The sequence below is a fragment of the Coleofasciculus sp. E1-EBD-02 genome (genome assembly GCF_040218245.1).
Taxonomy (GTDB): domain Bacteria; phylum Cyanobacteriota; class Cyanobacteriia; order Cyanobacteriales; family Coleofasciculaceae; genus Coleofasciculus.
Window position 1 is genome coordinate 17781 of the sequence record NZ_JAVJQN010000212.1, and the last position, 22152, is coordinate 39932.

Annotated in this window: 15 protein-coding genes, 1 tRNA gene and 1 pseudogene; 12 read left to right on the plus strand and 5 right to left on the minus strand. The window is 47.0% G+C overall.

Going from position 1 to position 22152, the window contains the following annotated elements:
- The first annotated feature begins 44 nt into the window (after positions 1–44).
- Positions 45–2126 carry a CHASE2 domain-containing protein gene (locus tag RIC07_RS33015; RefSeq protein ID WP_446398214.1) on the plus strand — a complete coding sequence of 694 codons (2082 nt, stop codon included), beginning with the start codon at positions 45–47 and terminating at the stop codon, positions 2124–2126.
- 218 nt (positions 2127–2344) lie between these two features.
- Here RIC07_RS33015 and RIC07_RS33020 read toward each other — a convergent pair whose 3' ends face one another.
- Together RIC07_RS33020 and RIC07_RS33025 are read right to left on the minus strand one after the other, a co-directional pair.
- The gene (locus tag RIC07_RS33020) at positions 2345–3094 is read right to left on the minus strand and encodes a phosphonate ABC transporter ATP-binding protein (RefSeq protein ID WP_446398215.1); all 750 of its coding nucleotides are present in this window, start codon (positions 3092–3094) and stop codon (positions 2345–2347) included.
- A complete protein-coding gene (locus tag RIC07_RS33025) occupies positions 3091–4020 on the minus strand; it encodes a putative selenate ABC transporter substrate-binding protein (protein WP_446398216.1) in 930 nt (309 codons plus the stop codon). The genes RIC07_RS33020 and RIC07_RS33025 overlap by 4 nt, the downstream gene beginning before the upstream one ends.
- Positions 4021–4369: 349 nt before the next feature.
- On the opposite strand from RIC07_RS33025, the gene RIC07_RS33030 reads away from it, so the two are divergent.
- On the plus strand, positions 4370–4816 hold the full coding sequence (locus RIC07_RS33030; protein WP_446398217.1) for a VOC family protein: 447 nt from the start codon (positions 4370–4372) through the stop codon (positions 4814–4816).
- 16 nt (positions 4817–4832) lie between these two features.
- Positions 4833–4940 (plus strand): annotated as a pseudogene (locus tag RIC07_RS33035) (ATP-binding protein); the annotation flags it as partial.
- Positions 4941–4970: 30 nt separating this feature from the next.
- Here RIC07_RS33035 and RIC07_RS33040 read toward each other — a convergent pair.
- A complete protein-coding gene (locus tag RIC07_RS33040; RefSeq protein WP_446398218.1) occupies positions 4971–10559 on the minus strand; it encodes a CHAT domain-containing protein in 5589 nt (1862 codons plus the stop codon).
- Positions 10560–11060: 501 nt separating this feature from the next.
- On the opposite strand from RIC07_RS33040, the gene RIC07_RS33045 reads away from it, so the two are divergent.
- Complete coding sequence (locus tag RIC07_RS33045; protein WP_446398219.1) at positions 11061–11897, plus strand: DUF928 domain-containing protein; 837 nt, start codon at positions 11061–11063, stop codon at positions 11895–11897.
- A 203-nt stretch (positions 11898–12100) separates the two neighbouring features.
- Positions 12101–14020 carry a CHASE2 domain-containing protein gene (locus RIC07_RS33050; RefSeq protein WP_446398220.1) on the plus strand — a complete coding sequence of 640 codons (1920 nt, stop codon included), beginning with the start codon at positions 12101–12103 and terminating at the stop codon, positions 14018–14020.
- Between the two features lie 31 nt (positions 14021–14051).
- Here RIC07_RS33050 and RIC07_RS33055 read toward each other — a convergent pair whose 3' ends face one another.
- Positions 14052–14360, minus strand: coding sequence for a hypothetical protein (locus RIC07_RS33055; protein WP_446398221.1), 309 nt, complete (start codon positions 14358–14360; stop codon positions 14052–14054).
- A gap of 374 nt (positions 14361–14734) precedes the next feature.
- Between RIC07_RS33055 and RIC07_RS33060 the strand changes: the two genes are divergently transcribed.
- Positions 14735–15040, plus strand: a complete 306-nt coding sequence (locus RIC07_RS33060; RefSeq protein ID WP_446379488.1) for an urease subunit beta — start codon at positions 14735–14737, stop codon at positions 15038–15040.
- A 263-nt stretch (positions 15041–15303) separates the two neighbouring features.
- Here RIC07_RS33060 and murA read toward each other — a convergent pair whose 3' ends face one another.
- Complete coding sequence (murA, locus tag RIC07_RS33065; protein WP_446398222.1) at positions 15304–16656, minus strand: UDP-N-acetylglucosamine 1-carboxyvinyltransferase; 1353 nt, start codon at positions 16654–16656, stop codon at positions 15304–15306.
- Positions 16657–16897: 241 nt separating this feature from the next.
- Between murA and RIC07_RS33070 the strand changes: the two genes are divergently transcribed.
- The 6 genes from RIC07_RS33070 (at position 16898) to RIC07_RS33095 (ending at position 21878) form a co-directional block, all read left to right on the plus strand.
- Positions 16898–16981: transfer RNA gene (locus RIC07_RS33070), tRNA-Leu, on the plus strand.
- A gap of 51 nt (positions 16982–17032) precedes the next feature.
- On the plus strand, positions 17033–17830 hold the full coding sequence (locus tag RIC07_RS33075) for a TrmH family RNA methyltransferase (RefSeq protein WP_446398223.1): 798 nt from the start codon (positions 17033–17035) through the stop codon (positions 17828–17830).
- A 24-nt stretch (positions 17831–17854) separates the two neighbouring features.
- Positions 17855–18292, plus strand: a complete 438-nt coding sequence (locus RIC07_RS33080) for a hypothetical protein (RefSeq protein ID WP_446398224.1) — start codon at positions 17855–17857, stop codon at positions 18290–18292.
- A gap of 707 nt (positions 18293–18999) precedes the next feature.
- Positions 19000–20433: a dihydrolipoyl dehydrogenase gene (gene lpdA, locus RIC07_RS33085; RefSeq protein WP_446398225.1), complete on the plus strand. Its 1434-nt coding sequence runs from the start codon at positions 19000–19002 to the stop codon at positions 20431–20433.
- Positions 20434–20554: 121 nt separating this feature from the next.
- Complete coding sequence (gene trpC, locus RIC07_RS33090) at positions 20555–21457, plus strand: indole-3-glycerol phosphate synthase TrpC (protein ID WP_446398226.1); 903 nt, start codon at positions 20555–20557, stop codon at positions 21455–21457.
- Positions 21458–21578: 121 nt separating this feature from the next.
- Complete coding sequence (locus RIC07_RS33095) at positions 21579–21878, plus strand: DUF5340 domain-containing protein (RefSeq protein WP_446398227.1); 300 nt, start codon at positions 21579–21581, stop codon at positions 21876–21878.
- Positions 21879–22152: the final 274 nt, after the last annotated feature.

A 22152-nucleotide genomic window follows, 5' to 3' on the forward strand; every position in this document is an offset into this window, starting at 1 on the left:
ACTGAAAATCAAGCCCTTGAACAAGGCGAGGGGCAACAATCAAAATGAGCAATGACACGTCTCTACAGGCATTATTGCAACGCTGGCAAGGGGTTTTGCTGATTACGCCTTGTGTGGCAGGTTTCATTATTGCTGGGAGTTATCTGGGGATTTTTCGGGTTTTAGAATGGTTGATTTTAGATCAATTCCTTCTCCTGCGTCCCCAAGAACCCGTTGACGAGCGAATTGCCATTGTCACGATTGATGAAGAAGATATTGATTATGTGGTGCAGTGGCCCATGGCAGATAAAGTCATGGCACAGCTACTCCGGAATATTAATGCCCAAAACCCCAACGTAATTGGGTTAGATATTTATCGAGATTTACCCGTAGAACCAGGACATGATGAACGGGTTGAGGTGTTTGAAACTACCCCAAACCTAATTGGAATTACTAAAATTGCCGGAGATACCATCGACCCGCCACCCACATTAGCCGAAAAAGATCAAGTGGCGGCTAATGATATGTTCCTGGATAACGATAGCAAAATTCGCCGCGCTCTTGTCATCGGTCAAGCTGAGAGTGGTTTGATGCAGGGATTCGGCGTAAAACTGGCGTTAGATTATCTGGAAGACCAAGGGATTGAACTGGAAGTCATCAATCCTGACCAACAAATCTTTGGTTTAGGGAAAGCCACCTTTATTCCCCTCAGTAAAAATGATGTTTTCTACAAAGAATCGGATTTGGGCTGGTATCAAATCCTCGTAAACTATCGCGGCAGATTGGATCGCTTTCCTAATATTTCCATGACCGATGTCTTGGAGAACCGCATCCCAGAAAAGTTTTTCCGCGATCGCATTATTTTTATTGGGGCAAAAGCGCCTAGTCTTAATGATAACTACCTCACGCCTTATAATAGCAATTTAGTTGTCCCTACGGACTTAATACCTGGTGTCGTCATTCACGCTAATGTCACCAGCCAGATTCTCAGCGCCGCTATATCAGGGCGTCCCATGTTACGGGCAACCACAAAACCCATACACTGGCTACTGATTGTTGTTTGGTCAGGATACAGTGCAACCCTTGGCTCATTCTATATCCACCGACGCTGGATGACTCTTTTGGGGTTATTGATCGCGGTGGGAATTATTGTTGCCAGTTCCTATTTTGCCTTTCTCTACGGTTGGTTAGTTCCTGTGTTTACGCCTTTATTAGCAGTAGTTGTTGCGGCGACGTTGAGCGTCGGTCAGGTTTTGTGGCAGAATCTGATGATTTCCTATCAAAAATTAGAAGATTATGCCCGTAACTTAGAAGAAAAAGTGCAAGAACGCACCGCTGAACTCGCCCACGCCAATCAGGAAATTGGTCAACTTAACGAACAACTCAAAGCCGAAAACCTGCGGATGGGTGCTGAACTTGACGTTGCTCGTCAATTGCAATATATGATCCTGCCCAAGTCTGATGAATTAGAAGCCATTGAAGGATTAGATCTGGCTGGGTTTATGGAACCGGCTGACGAAGTTGGTGGTGATTACTACGACATCCTCTGCACAGATAATGTGGTTACTGTTGGGATCGGCGATGTCACCGGACATGGGTTAGAAAGTGGTATTTTAATGATGATGACCCAAACCGTTGTTCGCACCCTAGATGAAATTCGGGAACGTGATCCCGTGAAGTTTCTCGATACCCTTAATCGCACGCTTTACAAAAATGTGCAACGGATGAATTCGGATCGTAACTTGACCTTAGCTATTCTTAACTATACCGATGGCAAAGTTAGTATCAGTGGTCAACATGAAGAATCTATTGTCGTGCGTGCTGGGGGAATTATCGAACGAATTGATACCATGGATTTGGGGTTTCCGATCGCCTTAGATGATGACATTGCTGATTTTATTGATCGGGCGTTAATTGAATTACAACCTGGTGACAGCATTGTCCTCTATACCGATGGCATTCCTGAAGCTGAAAATATGGAAAACGAACAATATGGGTTAGATCGATTGTGTGACGTGATTAGTCAAAACTGGGATAAATCCGCCGAAGTCATTAAAGATGCGATTATTGATAATCTGCGGCACTTTATTGGTAAGCAAAAAGTTTTTGATGATATTACGTTAGTCGTACTTAAGCAAGAAGTTTAGGGACTGCTGAATAAATCTTGTGGTGGAGAGAGGGAACAGGGAACAGGGAACAGTAAGGGTTTGAGGCTTGTTTACATAACTTAATCTAGTTAAGTTTATTTCCACAAACCTACTTATTGGAAGTTGGGCAAAATTATCGGCTATCAGTATGCACCTCACCATCAAGTAATTTTAAGCCCAGTTTCTGAAAGTTTCCGAGTATAATGTAATTTATGATATTATATTTTATACAACTGATCAATCATTTCTGTCGAAACATTTTTAGCTGAACTATCAAATAAAATCTTTCCCATTTTTAATCCAATAAGGCGATGATAATATCTCAGGGCAAAATCAACCGAATGTAGGCTAGTAACCAAAGTCTTACCACCCTGTTCACTCATTTGACATAGCAACTCTATCACCTCTCGACTCAACTCCGGATCAAGACTAGAAATGGGTTCATCGGCTAAAATCACTAAGGGATTTTGGATGAGAACTCGCGCTAATGCCACTCGCTGCTGTTGTCCACCAGAGAGTTGATCGGTGCGGGTATAAAGTTTATCCGGAATTCCCACTTGAGTTAACGCCTGATGCGCTGTTTCTACCTCTAACGGAAATAATAGCGATAAAGCAGCTTTAAACAATGACCACCGTCCTAAATGTCCAGCATTAACATTGTGAATCACTCGCAAATTATCCACTAAATGAAACTGCTGATAGACTGTACCAATTTGCCGTTGCACTTGGCGTAATCTCCGAGTTGAAATTTGGGAAAGATTGTATCCTAATGCCCAAATTTTTCCTTGGGTTGGTTGTAGTGTCCCATTCAACAAACGCAATAGGGTGCTTTTTCCCGCCCCACTTGATCCGACTAATGCCACCCGTTCTCCAGGGTAAAGCGTGAGATTAATCTCCGTTAGGGCAGTCAAGCGACCAAATTGCTGAGTTACACCGTTTAGCTGGAAAATTGGCGACGAATCGCTCATTTAATTTTGCCAATTTGACGACCGACTTCTTCAATTTGAGCGTAATTGGAATTTTCTGTGGGAATAAATTTATCAGCCCCAAATAAGTCTAAAATTTCTTGGTGTTCGGGGTTATTCGGGTCAAGCTTGAGTAAGGCGGCTTGCACTTTCTGGGAAAAATCTTCACCATAGCGTGACTTGGCATCGGGATGAATCACCCAATGATAATCATAATAGGTTGGCGTTTCCCAAATCACATCCACTTTATTTAAATCCACGTCTCCGGCTTCCACGCGGCTTTTCCAGACTTGAGAATTTAATGCCCCCGCCTGATAACTTCCGGCTTCAACCAGTTGAATTGTGGTATCATGGGAACCGGAAAAACCGACCTCTCCCTGGAAATCCTCTGGTGTCACCCCGGCTTGTTCCAGAAAATACTGAGGCATTAACCGCCCTGATGTGGAGGATTCACTGCCAAAGGTAAACGTCGATCCTTTCAATTTGGATAATTCTTGGATATCCTGAATCGGTTGTAGTCCACTATTTTTATTAGCAATAAATACACTGGTAAATTCAGCATCAATATCCCGTTGGGCGATCGCCTCTGCGCCTTCAACTTGCGATCGCGCCTGTACGCCAGTTAAGCCACCAAACCAGACAAGATCCAGATCCCCCACTCGAAACGCTGTCACCGCCGCCGCATAGTTGGTGACAGGTTTATACTCGACGGGTACACCTAACTCCGTTTCCAGGTAATTCGCCAACTTGTCATATAGCCGTTGCAATTTTTCCGGATCTTGATCGGGAATCGCCCCAGCGATTAAGGGTTCAACGGTTGTCTCATCCCCCGTAGAGGAGGCGGAATCAGACGCTGGGGAACAAGCCACTAGGGGAGATAGCAGAAACAGCAGCAACCCTGATACTAAAAGGTTTTTTAGCGATGCCATAGGCTGATTTATAAACTTTTTACCCAAAACAAATTTTAGCAGTAGGCATGGTGTACGGTGTGCGATCGCGCTTTCGATGCTGGTAGATTTGGTTTGTAGTAAGGGCTTTAGCCCTGAATTGTACAGGTTTCTTTTGCATAATGCTAATCCATCTTGCTTAGGTGTGGCGTAACCCAGCTAAAATTGTGCAATAGATTTTACTGTTAAATCGGGCGCACGTCAGTGATTAATATCAACTTAAGGCTGAAACCCTTACTTAATAAGTGGGGGTGAGGGATTTTTAAATTGACACTGATGCGGTAAAACCCGTCTCTACAGAGATTAAACTTTAAAACTTTATTTGTGAATCATGCATCATGCTTCAATTCGCACGGCTGATATTCATCGCGCGATCGCGTTCTATGAACAATTAGGTTTCACGGTTTGTGAACGCTTCACGGCGGGGATTACGCTAGCCTGTTGGATGGAGGGATTAGATGGACGAATTGAACTGATTCAAATCCCGGAACCGAAACCTGCACCCGATGCGTTTGGGGATGAACATTATGTCGGTTACTATCATCTTTCTTTTGATCTCACTGAAACAGTTGCCGATTTACCCAGTTGGCTGGAATCGCTACAACAGAAGCTAGCTGAGGCATCGAGTCAAAATCCGGATCAGTTTCAGCCGCTGAAAATTCTCCTAGAACCCACTCAACAAATTATCGGCGATCGCGTGTACGAGGTGGCATTTATTGCCGATACCGATGGATTACCCTTGGAATTTATCCGAGTCTTGGCAACCCGTCAAGAATAAGGAGGATATCAGTGTCCAATACACGGATATCTTACTGGCTTGCACCCGCCATTTACTCGCCCAGCTACAACAAGCTAATTCTACACCTATCGCCAACTGGTTACGCGATCGCTACGAGGATCTCAATCGCGAATCACCTGGAGCCTTGGAGCCTTTACCAAGGACTACCAATCATCGTAAACGCTGCCCAATAATAAGGATGAGCAAAATTTTGATTGTTAGGTAATCCCGATACAACAGGGCGATTTTCCCCTTCTCCCAACCCACGCAATTCTCCGGATTCCACACGCACCTCCCCTCGCAGCATGGCGATTTGGGCGCGTCGCAGTGCCTCGGCTTTAATCGTTACATCCGGTTGACCCAATTGGTTGTAGAATTCGCTCATTAGGGCTAAAGAACCGCCATCACTGACGTACCAAAGACTGGCTAACGCTGACTTAACCCCAGCTTTTACCGCTAATCCGGCAAAGCCTAACTCGGCTTCTATACTGCCAAAAGCAGTGCGACAGGCGCTTAAAACTAATAGGTCTACTTGGGGCTTCTCATGCCAACCCAGTTGCCGCATTTGGTCGAGTTGCAGTTTCGTGTCCCAAAGCTGAATGTAAGAATTGCTGGGGTCTCCTTCTTGAAAATCCGCATGACTGGCAAGGTGGATGATTTGCCAAGGCTTTTGTTGGCGCTGAGTTTGCAGATTCTTGAGGGTGAATTGGTCGTTGAGGTAAGCTTCCCCTGACCAGACGTTTTGAGTAATCGTTTCTAGTTCAATGGGGACAGCAGGTAAGGGTCTTTGGTCAGTGAATTCAGAAGCGCCCATTGCCAGGACTGGGGCATCTTTGACGGGATTGTAGCGGGTATTGGTCAGGCTGATGCTGGGGATGGAACCGAGGGCGTATTTTTCGATGAGAAATTGTTCCCCGTCGTGTAAAGCCGCCATGGGGATAGTGCGTAAACCTGCGTCCATGGAAAAGATGAGGGTGTCAATACCGAGGGCTTCTAGATGCGGTTCTAGGGGGGCAATCATCCAGTTATACAGTTGTTTTGCTGGCGTTAAATAGGCGGTAGGGCGTCGGTAATTGGTAACGGTTTGGCGGAATTCAACTAGAGTCTTTTTCAGAGTTTTGGCATTAGCGGCGGGAATGGTTTTGCGGATGGGAGTACCGTCGGGAACAACCATGATGAGTTCCAGTTGGTCGGGTAGGGAAACGGCGTAGACGATAACCGGGTGAGTGCCAGTTTCAGTGGTGATGGTGTTTAGGGTATGGCGGATGGTTTCGACGCTGGTTTGTTCGTTGGCGATGTCTTCACCTAAATAGTCTTCGTATTCTCCTTCAAATAGGTCATCAATGGCGGGAATGGCATCATTGAGGTTTTGCGTCAGCAGGTTGGGGATGTTGATGCGTCCCGTGTCTAAGTTTCCTGTACCGGGAATCTGCCAGATAACACGAGATTCCCCGGTGAGGGGGTCTTGGTTGACTGAAGTTTCAGCACCGACAATATCGCCAATGAGAAAGGCTAAATCGGTTTGGGCGTCGCCGGGAGAATCAGAGGGGCGTTGTGAACCTGGTGGGGTGGGGGGTTGAGTAGGGAGTTGAGGGTCAGAACCCGGTGAAGGAGAGGGTTGAGTGGGGGGTTGAGGATCAGAACCGGGTGCGGGGACGGAGATGATTTGAATGCCGTCTTGGGTGTGGGTGTAGGGAAATTCGGCGGTGGGGGAAATGGTTTGTTCGGGTACGGTATTACCTGTGGTAATTGCCCCGGCTGTACCATTGGTGCTGGCATCACCAACCATAAAGGGAGTGACGCCTGCACCGCCGTGACGAATCGTAATTGTACCGCCTGCGGTGACGCCGCCTGTGGAAATGCTGGCGGTTGTACCATTGAGATTGGGGAAAGAATCAGTGGCGCGGAAGAAGCTGGGGGTAGTGATTTCTACAGCGCCACCTGTGCCAGCGATGCCGCCTTCGGTGTTAATGCCTGCGACGGTAATATTGCCATTATCTGAGTTGAGGGTAATGTTACCCCCATTGCTAATAGCTGAATTAGAGACAATGGGTAGGGAACCTGTATTGATGCTATCAGCAGCATTGAGGGTAATATCACCGCCATTACCATTACTGGAAAACGAACTGATACTGCCTTGATTGGTAATGGTGTCGTTGAGGATAGTAATGGCATCACCGCTATCAATGTCAATTGTGCCACCATTTCCATTACCACCGCTAGCGATGATGGTTTGGGTGGTAATATTGCCAGGAGCATTGAGGGTGATATTGCCACCTGCGCCGTTACTTAAAGCATTGAGAATGCCTGTGATTATTTCGTTGCCACTGGTAAGGTGTATGTCGCCACCATCACCGTTAACGCCATTGGTGAGAAGGTCTTGGGTGGTAATTTTGCCTGTAGATTGGAGCGTGATATCACCACCATTGGTATTGCTTAAACCGTTGAGAATTGCTGTGGTGATGTTGCCGTTGCTATTGAAGTTAATTGTTCCACCTTGACCGTTTTCGCTACCGAATAAAATAGTGTCCGTGGTGATATTTCCTGCTGCATCGAAAGTGATGTTGCCGCCATTGGTGTTTCCAGAAACGTTGAGAATGGCTGTCGTAATAATATCGCTGTCACTATTCAGATTAATGGTTCCCCCCTGACCATTATCGCTGCTAGCGATGATAGCGTTGGTGTTAATTTGACCAGCAGCTTGGAGGGTAATCGTACCGCCAGTACCATTAGTTCCAGCACGAAGTATTCCGCTACTCGTGTTAATTCCGCCCCGATTATTGATCAGAGTAATATTTCCACCTGTGATATTACTGGCTGTGATATCACCACTGGCATTATTCGTTAAGCCATCACCTGTACCGAGAATTAAGGTTGTATCGCCTGTACCCGAATTGAGTGTAACTTCAGGGGCGATGGAGATGACCGCTTGACCAGAGTCACGATAAGCATTGACGACTCCATTGGCAGTTGTTTCGTTGGCAATTAGAGTGAGGTTCCCATTATCGGAGAAGATAGAGGAATTGACGAGAATGCTGCGCCCTGCTTGGAAGGTGAGTCCACCACCATTGCCATTGGGGTTGTTGGTGAAAATTGGTTGCTCCACGATAATGTCCGTATTGGCTTGCATCACCACATCAGTACCTGTATTGGTAATTGCAGTGATGGCCCTAGGGGAAATGCTCACGGATTCAGCCGGGTTGTCATTGAACCTCAAATTCAATTCCCCACCGCTGTCGCCATCGCGAGGGAATAAAAAGGCTTGCCCTGTCCTAGTGACTCCCCCGGATGTGTTTTGAAAAGCACTAACCAGGATGTCGTTACCCACTGCTGCTACTGAGGTGCCAAGTTCGCCATTAACTACGGGATTGGGATTATCAAAGGTTTGCAGTAGAGTCCCAGCCTGGTTAAATAAAAATGCTTGCCCTGCCCTAGCGACTCCCCCGGAGGTGTTACGACGAGTGCCAACCAGGACATCATCACCTACTGCTGCTACTGAGATGCCGAAGATTCCCCCAACTATGGGATTGGGATTATCGAAGGTTTGCAGCAAAGTGCCACTCGGATTAAATAAAAATGCTTGCCCTGCCAAAGGAACCCCTCCAGATGTGTTACCAGAAGCACCAATCAGGACATTGCTACCGACTGCTGCCACTGACAAGCCGAAGCTGCCATCACGGACAGGATTGGGATTGTCGAAGGTTTGCAGTAAAGTCCCAGTTTGGTTAAATAAAAACACTTGCCCTGCCAAAGGAACCCCTCCAGATGTGTTACGAAAAGCGCCAATCAGGACATCATCATCTACTGCTGCTACTGACCTGCCAAATTCGCCACTAGCTATAGGATTGGGATTGTCGAAGGTTTGCAGTAGAGTCCCAGTTTGGTTAAATAAAAACGCTTGCCCTGCCCTAGCTACTCCCCCGGAGGTGTTACTACGAGAACCAATCAGAATATTGCTGCCCACCGCTGCTACTGACCTGCCGAAGTCACCATTAACTACGGGATAGGGATTGTCAAAGGTTTGCAGTAGAGTCCCACTGCGGTCAAATAAAAATGCTTGCCCTGCCCCATTGACCCCCCCGGAGGTGTTACTATCAGCGCCAATCAGGATGTTACTACCCACTACTGCTACTGATTCGCCGAAGAAACTACCATTTACGGGATTAGGATTGTCAAAGGTTTGCAGTAGAGTCCCACTGCGGTCAAATAAAAATGCTTGTCCTGCCCCATTGACCCCTCCGGAGGTATTACTACCAGCGCCAATTAGAATGTCACTACCAACTGCCGCTACTGAGAAGCCGAAACGACTATTAACTACAGGATTGGGATTAAGAAAAGTAACTAAAGGATTATTCGGGTCTCTTATGGTAATTGTTTTCGGGTCAAGCAGCAATGTCCCCGGTTGACCAAAAGATGCCCCCGCATCAACAAAACCCGTAAAAATCAGCAATTCTTTCCCCGACACCTCTACTAATCCCCCATCTCCCCCACTATCTCCCCCACGAGCGCTGATGTTACCATAAAAGCGGGTGAGTTCATCAGACCAAAGAACCACTTCACCCCCATCTGCTGTTACTCCAGACTCTGAGGAAACGCCATCGGCGGTAATTGTCGAATCGGCACTGACGAGGGTTTGCCTCGCACGGGGTAGGGTATTCTGTCCTTGATAGTCTCCACCAATATGAATGGTGCCGCCACCCCCCATCCCGGAGGCGTCAACAGTAGCAGCAAAGAGTCCCACGTTATCGCCTAATACAGTAACATTACCGCCCATCCCAGAGGAGAGGGCATTGCCTGAATCTTCTACATCCGACACGTCCAGACTACCCGAAACAATCGCTGTTCCAGCTTCATGGGGTATGGTTATCCCGGATTCGGTTAACTGCACCTGTTGAGTCTGAGTCACACTCAACCCCGTTTCCATCGTTTCAGTTTCTTCTCCGGTGAGTAATGCCGCTAAATCCAGGGGACTCACAGGTAACATTTGCCCTGTACTATCCTCTAGTGGTTCAATCTCCAAACTCAACACCTGTCCCGGTTGACTAATCCGGACTAAGTTCTCTCCCGGTACAGCAGCGATGGTAATTGTTCCTCCCGGTGCGGTTATTTGCCCTGTGTTCACCACTGTGCCACCCAGTAAGGTTAAATTCTGCCCTTCTGTGACAGCTAAATCCCCAGCATTGACAATACTGCCCGACTGCGCCAAATCAAAGGCAAACTGACTGGGATTCCCAATTAACGTTTCGTAGTTATTATCCCCAAAGGCATGAAACCAACCATTCTCGCCAAACCCAATTCCCGTCGCCGTAGTTGCGGTAAAATCCCCCATCACATTTAACTGGGAATTCGCCCCAAACACAATCCCCGCCGGATTCATTAAAAATAAATTGGCGTTCCCCCCCGTCGCCTGAATCAACCCATCAATCATGGAGGCATTCCCGCCCATTACACGGGCTAAGATATTTTGAATATCTGGTGTAGAGAGAAAATTAGCAATCTCATTAGCCGAAAGTCCAAACTCCTGGAAACTATGAAACAGGTTTGCCCCATCCCCCGATAGAGAACCCCCAGAAATATCGTACTGATTGCCATCAATCGTCACCACCGTACCCGTACCATCCTCAGCCTGGGTAATCGATTGCGCCTGAACCGGAGACATGGAGTGAAGCGTAACCATGCCCAGAGAAATTATTCCCCCTAAAGAGAATAATCCAGGTAATTTGCCAACAGAGGAGTTGCACATTTTGCTAACCTGATTTCACAAATATGCCTAGAATTCTGCCACATTTTTTTGAGATTGGGTAAGGGTGAGTTTGCCCCAACTTTGCGAGTTAACCTCAGGGAATGTTTGGCTAAAACCGCCCCAACCGTTACGCCTGTTCTCTTAGCGGTTTATGTTGTGAATCCTTGACTTAATATTTGGTTACAAAAAATTAATCAAATCGAGAGTTACTTTAACGGTTAACTGGCGGTTGAAAACACGCCACCCAGATAGATTCAGTCAGGTTGTACAAAGTATTACCTTTAAATCATTACTCTCTAGATTGTAAATAAATATGAAAATGATTTACTCTGAGTAAAAAATTCGATTTAATAGGATATGTGCTGTACAGGCATCTACCACCAACCCCTCATCAATTTAAGCAGTTTTACCTAAAGTCTCAGGGAACTTTGGACAGAGTCGCACGACTAACTAGGAATAACTGGAAACACTTAAATATTAATTCAGGGAATAGCGAGTATTATGACAAAACAAACCTACTCTCTACTCTTAGCAACCACCTCATTGGTTTGCTCCCTTTCGCTGGTGAGCTTCTCGCGCTATGCCACGCCAGTGCTGGCAGAATCTCAACCCGTTAATTTATTAGCCAGTAACGTTTTATCTGGTTCATTGAAGTTCGATTTCAGATCTCCACGAACTGAAGGAGAACCCAAAGAAAGTGGGACAATCGGCACTCGTGGCGGATGTTCCACTGATGAATCCTTGTCTCCGTCTCTAACTCCGCTAACACCCAATACGGTTCAAGGATTAACGGAAAACCAGGACACTGTGGATGAATATCCCACGTTAACCGTGAGTGATCATCCCAGCTTCTTTGTCTATGTACCCAAAACGAGTGCAACCACAGGAGAGTTTATTTTAACCAATCAACAGGGGACGCAAGAGATTCATTATGCACTTGTAACTCTTCCAGAAACGCCGGGTATTATCAGTGTTAAACTGCCCACCAATCTAGACCCTCTAGAGATTGGTCAAGTTTATCAATGGTCATTTAGTCTGAAATGTCATGATTCAGATGCAACGGGAAATCCGACTGTCTTAGGATGGATTGAACGCACTGAACCCAACCCAGCTTTGGAAAAAGACTTAGACAAGGTGAAGCCTTTAGAGTTAGCAGCCTTGTACGGAAATTATGGCGTTTGGCACGACCTTTTAGCTACATTGGTTGAACTCAGACTGTCTCATCCAGAGGATTCTAACCTAACAATGATGTGGGAAAATATGCTTAAATCAGAATCCGTGAAACTAGAAGAAATTTCTCAAGCGCCTCTGGTTGAAAGTACGCCAGTGGAGTATTGAGAATTTGGCAATGGTGGCAATGGGTTGGTGTGGGTTTAAGTGGATTAGATTCGGCTTGTAGTAAGGGAACTTTAGCCCTTAATTCTACAGTCTCGTTTATGGCACTAAAGTGCCTACTACAAACCTGTGTTAATTCAGCCAGTAGGGTGCGTTAGCGAAGCGTAACGCACCATTATTCTATTTCAATGAATGACAAATGACCAATGACAATTATTCAGTTTTTCCAGGAATGGCGCGGTGTCTTAATTTCAGCGCCAACTGTCGCCGGATTAACCATCGCCCTGCGCTTAACGGGTGGGTTACAACTCCTAGAATGGGCGGCGTTGGATCAATTCTTCCGTTGGCGTCCCCCGGAACCTACCCCAGAACGGATTGCGATTGTGGCGATTACAGAAAAGGATATCCAAAACACTGGACAGTGGCCCATTTCTGATCGGACATTGGCACAGTTAATTGAGAAACTGAAACAACAACAACCCAAAGCCATTGGTCTGGATTTATTTCGCGATTTACCGGTGCCACCCGGTCATCAAGAATTAGTTAATGTATTTGCCTCCACACCCAATCTTATTGGCATTGAAAAAGTCGTCGGCGATGCCTTGGGTGAACCTGTCGCCCCACCGCCTATCTTAAAGGAACGGGGTCAGGTGGGCGCGGCTAATGTGATTTTTGATCAAGATGGGAAAGTCCGCCGTGCTTTACTTTCAATTACGCTGAAAAATGGCGACACGATTGAAACGTTAGCCGCTAAGTTAGCATTACTTTATCTAGAAACCGAAGGGATTACCTTAGAAGAAATTGAACCGGAATATAAATATGGCTTAGGTGACGCGGTATTTACTCGCCTGCAACCCCAAGATGGCAGTTATATCAACGTCGATACAGGCGGGTATCAAATCCTATTTAATTTTCGCAACCATGAATGTCGGGGAAAACTGGAGGGAACCTGTCCCGTCTATCCCACGGTTTCCATGACTGACGTTCTAGAGGATAAAATTCCCCCAGATTGGGCGAAAAATCGGATTGTTTTAATTGGTACAGCGGCTGAAAGTGTCAAAGATCGGATTTTTACGCCGTACAGTAATAGTTTTTTCACCGCCCCGAATGGGGTAGAAGTTAATGCAGATCTCACCAACCAAATTTTAAGTGCGGCATTAGATGGGCGTCCCCTGATTCAAATCTGGTCGGAACCGATAGAATGGGGCTGGATTATTCTCTGGTCGTTTGTCGGTGCAACCGTGGGCTGGAAAGCTTTTCGTATCCGTTGGAAAGCAGCAGGACTGTTTTTAGTAGGAGGATTGCTGACGATTGGGTCTTACTTTGCATTTCTAGCGGGGTGGTGGATACCGTTGGTGCCACCTCTGTTAGCCTTGAGTGGTTCCGGTGTGGCGATTACCGCCTATATCGCCTACACGGAAAGCGAAGACAAGCAAACAGTCATGCACCTATTGGGACAACACGTCTCTCCTAAAATAGCCCAAGCCATCTGGCGCGATCGCAACCAACTCCTCAAAGATGGACAGTTATCGGGACAGAAGTTAACCGCAACGGTTCTATTTACGGATTTAAAGGGTTTCACCACGATTACCGAAAACACTGACCCAGAAACCCTGATGGTCTGGTTAAATGATTACATGAATGTTATGGCAGAGACAGTTCTCAACCATAATGGCGTCCTGGATAAATTTATCGGTGATGCAGTGATGGCAGTCTTTGGCATACCCATCCCCAGTACCACAGACGCCGAAATTACCCAGGATGCGATCGCGGCGGTAAATTGTGCAATAGAGATGGGCAAAAATCTGCGATCGCTCAATCAGCAGTGGCAAACCCAAGGCTTACCCACAGCCGCTATGCGTGTAGGAATTGCCACGGGTACTGTCGTCACCGGAAGTGTTGGTTCTCGCCAACGCCTCAACTACACCACCATTGGCGACAGTGTGAATATTGCCGCCCGCTTAGAAAGTTATGATAAATCTCTCGATGGTGGAATCTGTCGCATTTTAATCAGCGAAGAAACCTATCAGCATATCCACGATAAATTTACCACTCAATTTATCGGCACAGTCCAATTAAAAGGACGCCAGCAATCCATCAAAATCTACCAAATTTTAGCAGGATGAGCGAGGAATAACTTTTAGGAACAACTTCCCATTAACATTGTTTCAGCAGCGCAATCCACATATCAGGTGGGTTGGCATAATAATTAATCTTATCCACTTGATAGCGGTTTGAAGTAGAACCTCTCTGCAAAACTAGATAATCACCCGGTTCTACGCCTTGACCCTGTTCTGTCATATACGCTCGAATTCCGCCATCTTTCGAGACGAACAGATGATTGTAACGCTCATTGGATACTTTGTAGTGATGCGTTCTCTTCTGTTGCTGGGATAGATTGGATAACGTTCTTTGGTGTAAGGATAAATTCGTGGAAGCAAGGGTCGCTAACTGGTTGGAAGACATATCTGACACTTCTTGACTGAATGTTAGAATTTGTTAGAAAAAGTTATTTCTGAAAATGTAGGATTACATTTTCAGACCAAGGGTTAATTGACTAATTAAGTTTTATCAAAGTTAGCGGCTGCCTATCTCAGCAAAATAGCGTAATTTTTATCCGCCTGATCACCGATATTTGGATAAATCAACTATTGTAAAGATATGTTTATGTAAATATACAAAATTAAAATAATCTTTTCATCAAACAGGTTAAATAGTCGTGTATCATAAACAGATTTGGGTTTGTTGGCAGCGGTAAGATAGTTGAAGCACTGGGAGTAGCTGCTGTCATTGAAATGAACACTGTCTATAGTTTTGTAAACTTTTGTTAAGGGTAGCTCATGATTCCAGGGGAACTAATCATCCAAAAGGGAGAGATTGAACTGAATGCAGGGCGTCCTACCTTGCGCCTGTCGGTAGCGAATACAGGCGATCGCCCGATTCAGGTAGGTTCTCATTTCCATTTCTATGAAGTGAATGACGCTCTCGCCTTTGACCGAGAGCAAACCAAGGGAATGCGGTTAAATATTCCGGCGGGTACAGCCGTTCGCTTTGAACCGGGAGATGAACGGGAGGTTGAGTTAGTTCCGTTTGTCGGTAGTCGTCAGGTTTATGGGTTTAATGGCAGAGTCAATGGGGCGCTATAACAGCAAGCTGGGAGAGCAATGTAGAGACGTAGCATGCTACGTCTGGAAGCAGGGGAAGCAGGGGAAGTAATTACATACGCTTACGCTACTCCAGATCCCCGACTTCCTGGTTGAAACCCTGATGTCACCAATGAATTGATTCAGAAGTTGGGGATTTATCGGATAAGTAGCAAGAATTGTGGTTTAGGTTGACAAGGATGCCATCATTCAGCCAGATGCTGTGAAACGTAAGAAGCGTCTACCTGGTGGGGATGGATAGCCAGTCAGGAATTGACGGGACTGTGAGCCACCGAGGACGCTTTTATCGGGGAGTGATCCGATACCCGTTGTAATCGTGCGCCAAGTTTCTGTAACTTCGCCTCTAGCTTCTCATACCCTCGGTCTAAATGATGAAGTCCCTGAATTGTGGTTTTACCATCGGCGGCTAAGGCGGCTAATATCAGCGCAGCGGACGCTCGTAAGTCAGTGGCAACCACAGGGGCTCCTGATAACAAAGGCACACCGCGCACGATCGCATTATTGGCTTTAATCCGAATATCTGCCCCCATGCGATTCAGTTCAGGAACATGTCCTAAACGATTTTCAAACACGGTTTCGGTAATCACACTATCCCCATCACTCAACGTTAAGAGTGCCATGAAGGGAGCCTGCATATCCGTGGGAAATCCGGGATAGGGCAAGGTTTCAATATCCGTCGCCCGAATAATTCCTGTCGGGATAATCCGCAGACAGTCGGGGGCTTCCTGAATCACTCTCATGCCAATATCTTGGAGTTTGGCGATCGCGGCGGTAATATGATCCGGCACAACCGGGGACAGGGTGAGTTCTGACTGAGTAATTGCCGCCGCCACTAAAAACGTGCCCGTTTCGATGCGATCGGGAATAATCGAGTAGTCTACCGAATGTAAACTGGGAACACCAGAAATAATAATGGTGTTGGTTCCCGCCCCCCGAATCTTGGCACCCATGGCGTTACAAAAATTTGCCAAATCCACCACTTCTGGTTCTTGGGCAGCATTTTCTAGAGTGGTTTCCCCTTCTGCTAACGTCGCCGCCATCATCAGGGTTTCTGTTGCACCCACACTGGGATAGTCCAGATAAATTTTTGCCCCGTTTAACCGCCGCCGTCCATTCCCCTTCACATAAGCATGAACCATACCATGCTCAATTTGCACCTCAGCCCCCAGCGCTTGCAATCCCCTAACATGAAGATCGACAGGTCTAGCGCCAATGGCACAGCCACCCGGTAAAGGAACTTGAGCCGCACCTAATCGTGCCAACAGAGAACCAATCACAAAGAAACTGGCTCGAAGCTGATTCACAATCTCGTAGGGTGCTTTTGACTGCTTCAAATGACGAGCATTGATATCCAAGATATTACCTTGGCGTTCTAGCTTTACACCCAAAGCCGCCAGCACCTGACCCATCCGCCCTATATCTACCAGAGAAGGCACATTACGCAGTCGGCAATCTTCAGGACACAGCAGCGCCCCTGCCATAATTGCCAATGCTGAGTTTTTCGCACCACTAATGGTGACATGTCCTGTCAGGGAAGATCTGCCCCAAATCTCTAGAACGGAGGCGTTTGGCTTGGCTACAGAGCCAGTATCGGTCAAATTAAGAGAGTGGTTGATAGGTCTATCCTCCAGAATCGGTGAAATCTTGGCATGTTTTAAAATTTGGTTTTGATTCTACCTGAAAGAGGGCAAATGTCTAGATTTGCTCCCCAAAATTAGTGAATCGACCAGCCTTGGATTGTACCTTGTCCGATGCTGAAAATCCGCAAAAAAAAAATAGTTGACAAATAGGTCAGGATTGTTGCATGATTGAAAACTGCATGGAAAATTAAAAAAAGACGCGGAACTGGCGGAATTGGTAGACGCGCTAGATTCAGGTTCTAGTGTTCGCAAGAACTTCCGGGTTCAAGTCCCGGGTTCCGCATTGAAGATTGTAGAGACGTAGCATGCTACGTCTCTACATACCATTAAAATCATGCTAACCAGTACCAAAAATCCTCTAGTTAAGGCAATTCGGAAATTGCACACAGCCAAAGGACGACGGGAGGAGCAACTTCTGTTGTTAGAGGGAACTCACCTATTAGCAGAAGCCTGTGCGGTCAATTATCCCTTAGTCACGCTTTGTTGTACACCTGATTGGCAGCAGAGTCATCCCCAACTTTGGCAAGACGCTACCCCTCACTGTCAGCGTGTAGAACAGGTTAGCGCCTCGGTTCTCAAAGCCATGGCGACAACGGTTCAGCCAGATGGCGTAGTGGTAACGGCAATGTCTTCATTCCTCGCCCCGCCTCAGATTCCCTGTTCCCTCGGTTTAGTTTTAGAGACGCTGCAAGATCCAGGAAACTTAGGTACGATCATTCGTACCGCCACCGCAGCCGGTGTGGATGGTTTATGGTTAAGTCCAGACAGTGTAGACTTAGAGAATCCCAAAGTCTTGCGAGCTTCAGCCGGTCAATGGTTTCGTCTGCCCATGAGTGCTAATGCCAATCTGAGTCAAGTCGTTAGGCAAAGTCAGGCTCAAGGGGTACAAGTTGTGGCAACTCTACCCAAAGCGCCATTGAGTTACTGGGAGATCGATTGGCGCTGTCCCACGCTAATTCTACTGGGTAATGAAGCGGCGGGATTGCGCCCTGAGTTAGCGACACTTGCTGATCAAGCGGTGCAAATTCCCCTCGGTCAGGATGTAGAATCTTTAAATGTGGCGATCGCGGCAGCTTTAATCATGTATGAAGCGCTGCGCCAACGGGTTGGGGGAACAGGCAATAGGCAATAGGCAATAGGCAATGGGCAATAGGCAATGGGCTATAGAAATTTTGTCCCTCATCTTCCCCAGCTTCCCCAGCTTCCCCGGCTTCCCCAGCTTCCCCGGCTTCCCCGGCTTCCCCAGCTTCCCCGGCTTCCCCAGCTTCCCCAGCTTCCCCAGCTTCCCCAGCTTCCCCAGCTTCCCCAGCTTCCCCAGCTTCCCCAGCTTCCCCAGCTTCCCCAGCTTCCCCGGCTTCCCCAGCTTCCCCAGCTTCCCCGGCTTCCCCAGCTTCCCCAGCTTCCCCGGCTTCCCCAGCTTCCCCAGCTTCCCCGGCTTCCCCAGCTCCCCCTGCACTCTATTCCTCCTCCATTGGTTCAGTGTCGCCAAAAAATGCATCCAGATCAGCCGCCGCTTCTTCGAGAAGATCGAGATCAAAAACGTCATCGTCTGACTGAGCAGATTTTGATGGAGGAGTTTTTGATTGAGGAGTAGGGGATTTCAATGAAGAAGGACGGGATTTCGATTGGGGAGGAGGAGATGTATGACCCAAGAGATTCTCAAGTTGGTCAAGAGACTCTACAAACGCTCTAGCTGCTTCATTTCGATGATTTTGTTGAGACTCGCGCATAATGGTTTTATCCCCTAAAGCTATTGTTTATTGAGAGTGAACGCTACTCATTAGCCTATACTCGGAAAAACAACACCCTTACCGTTTCATTCTATGGTATAGTTTTTTAGTTTTAGGTGGACACAATTAACGTGAACGGTGAAGAACGTCATTCGTCATTCGTCATACTCGCGCAAGCGAGAAGCAAGCTACGTCATTCGTCCTTTGTAAGGGTTTGATGCTTGTTCACAAAACTTAGTAGATCTGCTGTTTTCTTTTGTCCGACTACTTAGATTAGGATGAATAATTGCTCTACTGAGTCAGATAGCAGTATGCGATAAAATCTCCGCTTTTTCGGAAAATAATATTTACTCAAAAAATAGTTCTTGTATAGTCTAAAGATGCAAAAAAATATATCGAAGCAATTAAACCGCAATCTAAGAAATCTCCGTGACTTATCCAATTTAACAAACGCACAACCCTTAAAGAAACCACCGCCTCAGCTAGATCAGGCAAAATTTTTCAGCAAAAGCTTGCGATTAGTCAGGGGTCAAGTTGAAAATAAGGGGGCAATTGCGTCAGGAAAATGGATGTGAGTCAAGAATTTGATTACGATTTAGTGATTATCGGTGCTGGCGTCGGTGGACATGGCGCGGCATTACATGCAGTAAGTTGCGGCTTGAAAACCGCGATCATTGAAGCATCGGAGATGGGCGGGACTTGTGTGAATCGCGGTTGTATCCCGTCAAAAGCCCTATTAGCCGCATCAGGGCGGGTGCGTGAGTTACACAATACCCATCATCTGAAATCCCTGGGAATTCAGGTGAGTGGCGTAGAATTTGATAGAGACGCGATCGCGAACCATGCCAATACCCTGGTGAGTAAAATTCGTGGCGATCTCACCAACAGCCTCAAACGCTTAAAGGTGGATATCATTCCCGGTTGGGGTCGAGTGGCGGAATCCCAAAAAGTAACGGTGACGACAGACGAGGGTGAAAAAACAGTCACCGCCAAAGACATTATCCTCTGTACAGGTTCCATTCCCTTCGTTCCCCCCGGTATTGAACTCGACGGGAAAACCGTCTTCACCAGCGACGATGCCCTCAAGCTGGAATGGTTACCTCAATGGGTGGCAATTGTTGGCAGTGGTTATATCGGGTTAGAGTTTGCTGATATCTATACCGCCCTAGGGTCAGAAATCACCATGATTGAAGCCCTGGATCAGTTAATGCCCACCTTTGACCCCGATATTGCCAAACTAGCTAGCCGGGTGTTGATTTCTCCCCGTGATATGGAAACCTATTCCGGCACTCTGGCACAAAAAGTGACTCCGGGTTCACCCGTTGTGATTGAACTAGCAGATGCTAAAACCAAGGAAGTCGTGGATGTCTTAGAAGTGGATGCCTGCTTAGTCGCCACGGGACGGATTCCGGTCAGTAAAGATTTAGGCTTAGACGCCGTAGGTGTAGAAACAGATCGCCGAGGCTTCATCCCCGTCAATGATCAAATGGCAGTTTTATCCGGCGAGGAAGCCGTTCCCCACCTCTGGGCAATTGGTGACGCTACCGGGAAACTCATGCTGGCACATGCAGCATCAGCTCAAGGAGTTGTCGCTGTGGAAAATATCTGTGGGCGTCATCGTACTATTGACTATCGCAGCATCCCCGCCGCCGCCTTTACCCATCCAGAAATTAGTTACGTGGGATTAACTGAACCCGCCGCCAAGGAACTCGGTGAACAAGAAGGATTTGAAGTTGGCTCAGTGAGGACGTATTTTAAAGGAAATTCCAAAGCGATCGCGGAAGGAGAGGCGGATGGGATTGCCAAAGTTATCTATCGTAAAGATAGCGGTGAAATCCTCGGAGTTCACATTTTGGGCATTCATGCCTCTGATTTAATTCACGAAGCCTCAAACGCGATCGCTCAAAGACAATCGGTGAATACTCTGGCATATCTAGTTCACGCTCATCCCACTTTGTCAGAAGTCCTTGACGAAGCCTACAAGCGAGCCGTTGCCAGTCATTAGATAAGGCAGGAGGCAGAAGGCAGAAGGCAGAAGGAATAAGACTTTAAAACCTGCTCTTAAATTCCCTGTTCCCTGTTCCCTGTTCCCTGTTCCCTGTTCCCCAACAAAGGACATAAGACCAATGACAAATGACCAAAAACAAATTCGCCGTCGTCCACCTAATCCGGCGGTTGACCTAAATATCCTGCGCTATCAAGTTGTTCTTCCAGACGCCCAGCCACGCCATATTCTAGAAGAAATTGTCTGGCATAAAGAAAAAGAAGTTGACCAGATGCGGGAACGGCTGAACTTAGCTCAACTGCGGAAACAGATCGAGTCAGCCCCGCCAGCGCGTGACTTTAAAGCAGCGTTATTAGCGGCAAAGACTCGTCCCGCCTTAATTGCTGAAGTGAAAAAAGCATCACCGAGTAAAGGCGTGATTCGGGAAGCATTTGACCCAGTTGCCATTGCCCGTGCTTACGAACAAGGGGGGGCGAGTGCCATATCCGTGCTGACGGATAAAAAGTTCTTCCAAGGGAGTTGGGATAATCTCAGCTATGTCAGGGAAACTGTAAATTTGCCCATTCTGTGTAAAGAGTTCATCATTTATCCTTATCAACTCTATCTAGCTCGGAGTCGTGGCGCTGATGCGGTGTTGCTGATTGCGGCTATTTTGTCGGATCAAGACCTACGGTATTTTGTCAAAATTGCCAATGGGTTATCCATGACCCCTTTGATCGAAGTGCATACTCTGGATGAATTAGACCGCGTGTTATCGGTAGATGGCGTTACCCTAGTAGGTATAAACAATCGCAACTTGACAGATTTCTCGGTTGATTTGCAAACGACCTGCCAACTTCTGGCAGCACGAAGTCAGCAGCTTGAAGAACGCGGTATTCTGGTTGTCAGTGAGTCAGGACTGCATAAACGTGCTGATTTAGAGCAGGTCGCATCGGCGGGGGCTACAGCCGTACTGATCGGTGAATCATTGGTCAAACAGCCTGATCCAGCCCTAGCCGTTACCAATCTGTTGCCAAGTTCTTGAGTTTTCTGTCGTCAATTGTCCTTGCCTGTAGCCACGGATGCTACAAGAGGTCAGATCATCCGACACGCTTTTTCAACTGAAGCGCGATCGCGAATTCGTCTTTTGAGGTAAACCCGGTTTCATGGAGCCAATACCCCTTCCGTCTTATATTCACTACGAACTGCTACTACAGATGCTAGAGCGTCATACTGCCTTTGCCACGAATCAAAATCCCATGATTCGAGAACAGGTGCATCAATTGATTGTTACGCTCCGCAAAGCGTTAGCCCAGCAGAAACAACTCGAACAAACCTGTAATCGGCTCAATTTACCGGTTGAGTACCGTTGGTCACTCAATAGTGTCAATGTTGAGTCAAAATCATCAGATAATGGTTTTCCCCTAGATTCGGATACCAAATCTCAGTCGTCAGGAACCCCATAGAAGACAGCTAGGGGCTTGCAAATTACCCGATCTTTGAGAGGGAGGGAAGCTTGCCCCACCTGACCAGAAGGCTCACCTCGACTTATCTCGGCTTCGCTCGATACCAGTCGCGGGCGTGAGCGGAGCCGAACCGAGCAGCCGTTATTAGGGAGAGTTTAAGTTCTCACCTTGGAATGCGTGCCAGTTCCAAGCCCTGAAATCTCAGCATTAAACAGGTGTACAAGGGTTAAGCCAGTGTGCTGGGAAAAGTACCGCCTAATAACCACTTCGAGGC

What these genes read in the sequence shown, in the direction of transcription:
- RIC07_RS33015 (WP_446398214.1), top strand. Translation starts at nt 45, where the DNA reads ATGAGCAATGACACGTCTCTACAGGCATTATTGCAACGCTGGCAAGGG.
- RIC07_RS33020 (WP_446398215.1), bottom strand. Translation starts at nt 3,094, where the DNA reads ATGAGCGATTCGTCGCCAATTTTCCAGCTAAACGGTGTAACTCAGCAA.
- RIC07_RS33025 (WP_446398216.1), bottom strand. Translation starts at nt 4,020, where the DNA reads ATGGCATCGCTAAAAAACCTTTTAGTATCAGGGTTGCTGCTGTTTCTG.
- RIC07_RS33030 (WP_446398217.1), top strand. Translation starts at nt 4,370, where the DNA reads ATGCATCATGCTTCAATTCGCACGGCTGATATTCATCGCGCGATCGCG.
- RIC07_RS33040 (WP_446398218.1), bottom strand. Translation starts at nt 10,559, where the DNA reads ATGTGCAACTCCTCTGTTGGCAAATTACCTGGATTATTCTCTTTAGGG.
- RIC07_RS33045 (WP_446398219.1), top strand. Translation starts at nt 11,061, where the DNA reads ATGACAAAACAAACCTACTCTCTACTCTTAGCAACCACCTCATTGGTT.
- RIC07_RS33050 (WP_446398220.1), top strand. Translation starts at nt 12,101, where the DNA reads ATGACAATTATTCAGTTTTTCCAGGAATGGCGCGGTGTCTTAATTTCA.
- RIC07_RS33055 (WP_446398221.1), bottom strand. Translation starts at nt 14,360, where the DNA reads ATGTCTTCCAACCAGTTAGCGACCCTTGCTTCCACGAATTTATCCTTA.
- RIC07_RS33060 (WP_446379488.1), top strand. Translation starts at nt 14,735, where the DNA reads ATGATTCCAGGGGAACTAATCATCCAAAAGGGAGAGATTGAACTGAAT.
- RIC07_RS33075 (WP_446398223.1), top strand. Translation starts at nt 17,033, where the DNA reads ATGCTAACCAGTACCAAAAATCCTCTAGTTAAGGCAATTCGGAAATTG.
- RIC07_RS33080 (WP_446398224.1), top strand. Translation starts at nt 17,855, where the DNA reads ATGGGCTATAGAAATTTTGTCCCTCATCTTCCCCAGCTTCCCCAGCTT.
- trpC (WP_446398226.1), top strand. Translation starts at nt 20,555, where the DNA reads ATGACAAATGACCAAAAACAAATTCGCCGTCGTCCACCTAATCCGGCG.
- RIC07_RS33095 (WP_446398227.1), top strand. Translation starts at nt 21,579, where the DNA reads ATGGAGCCAATACCCCTTCCGTCTTATATTCACTACGAACTGCTACTA.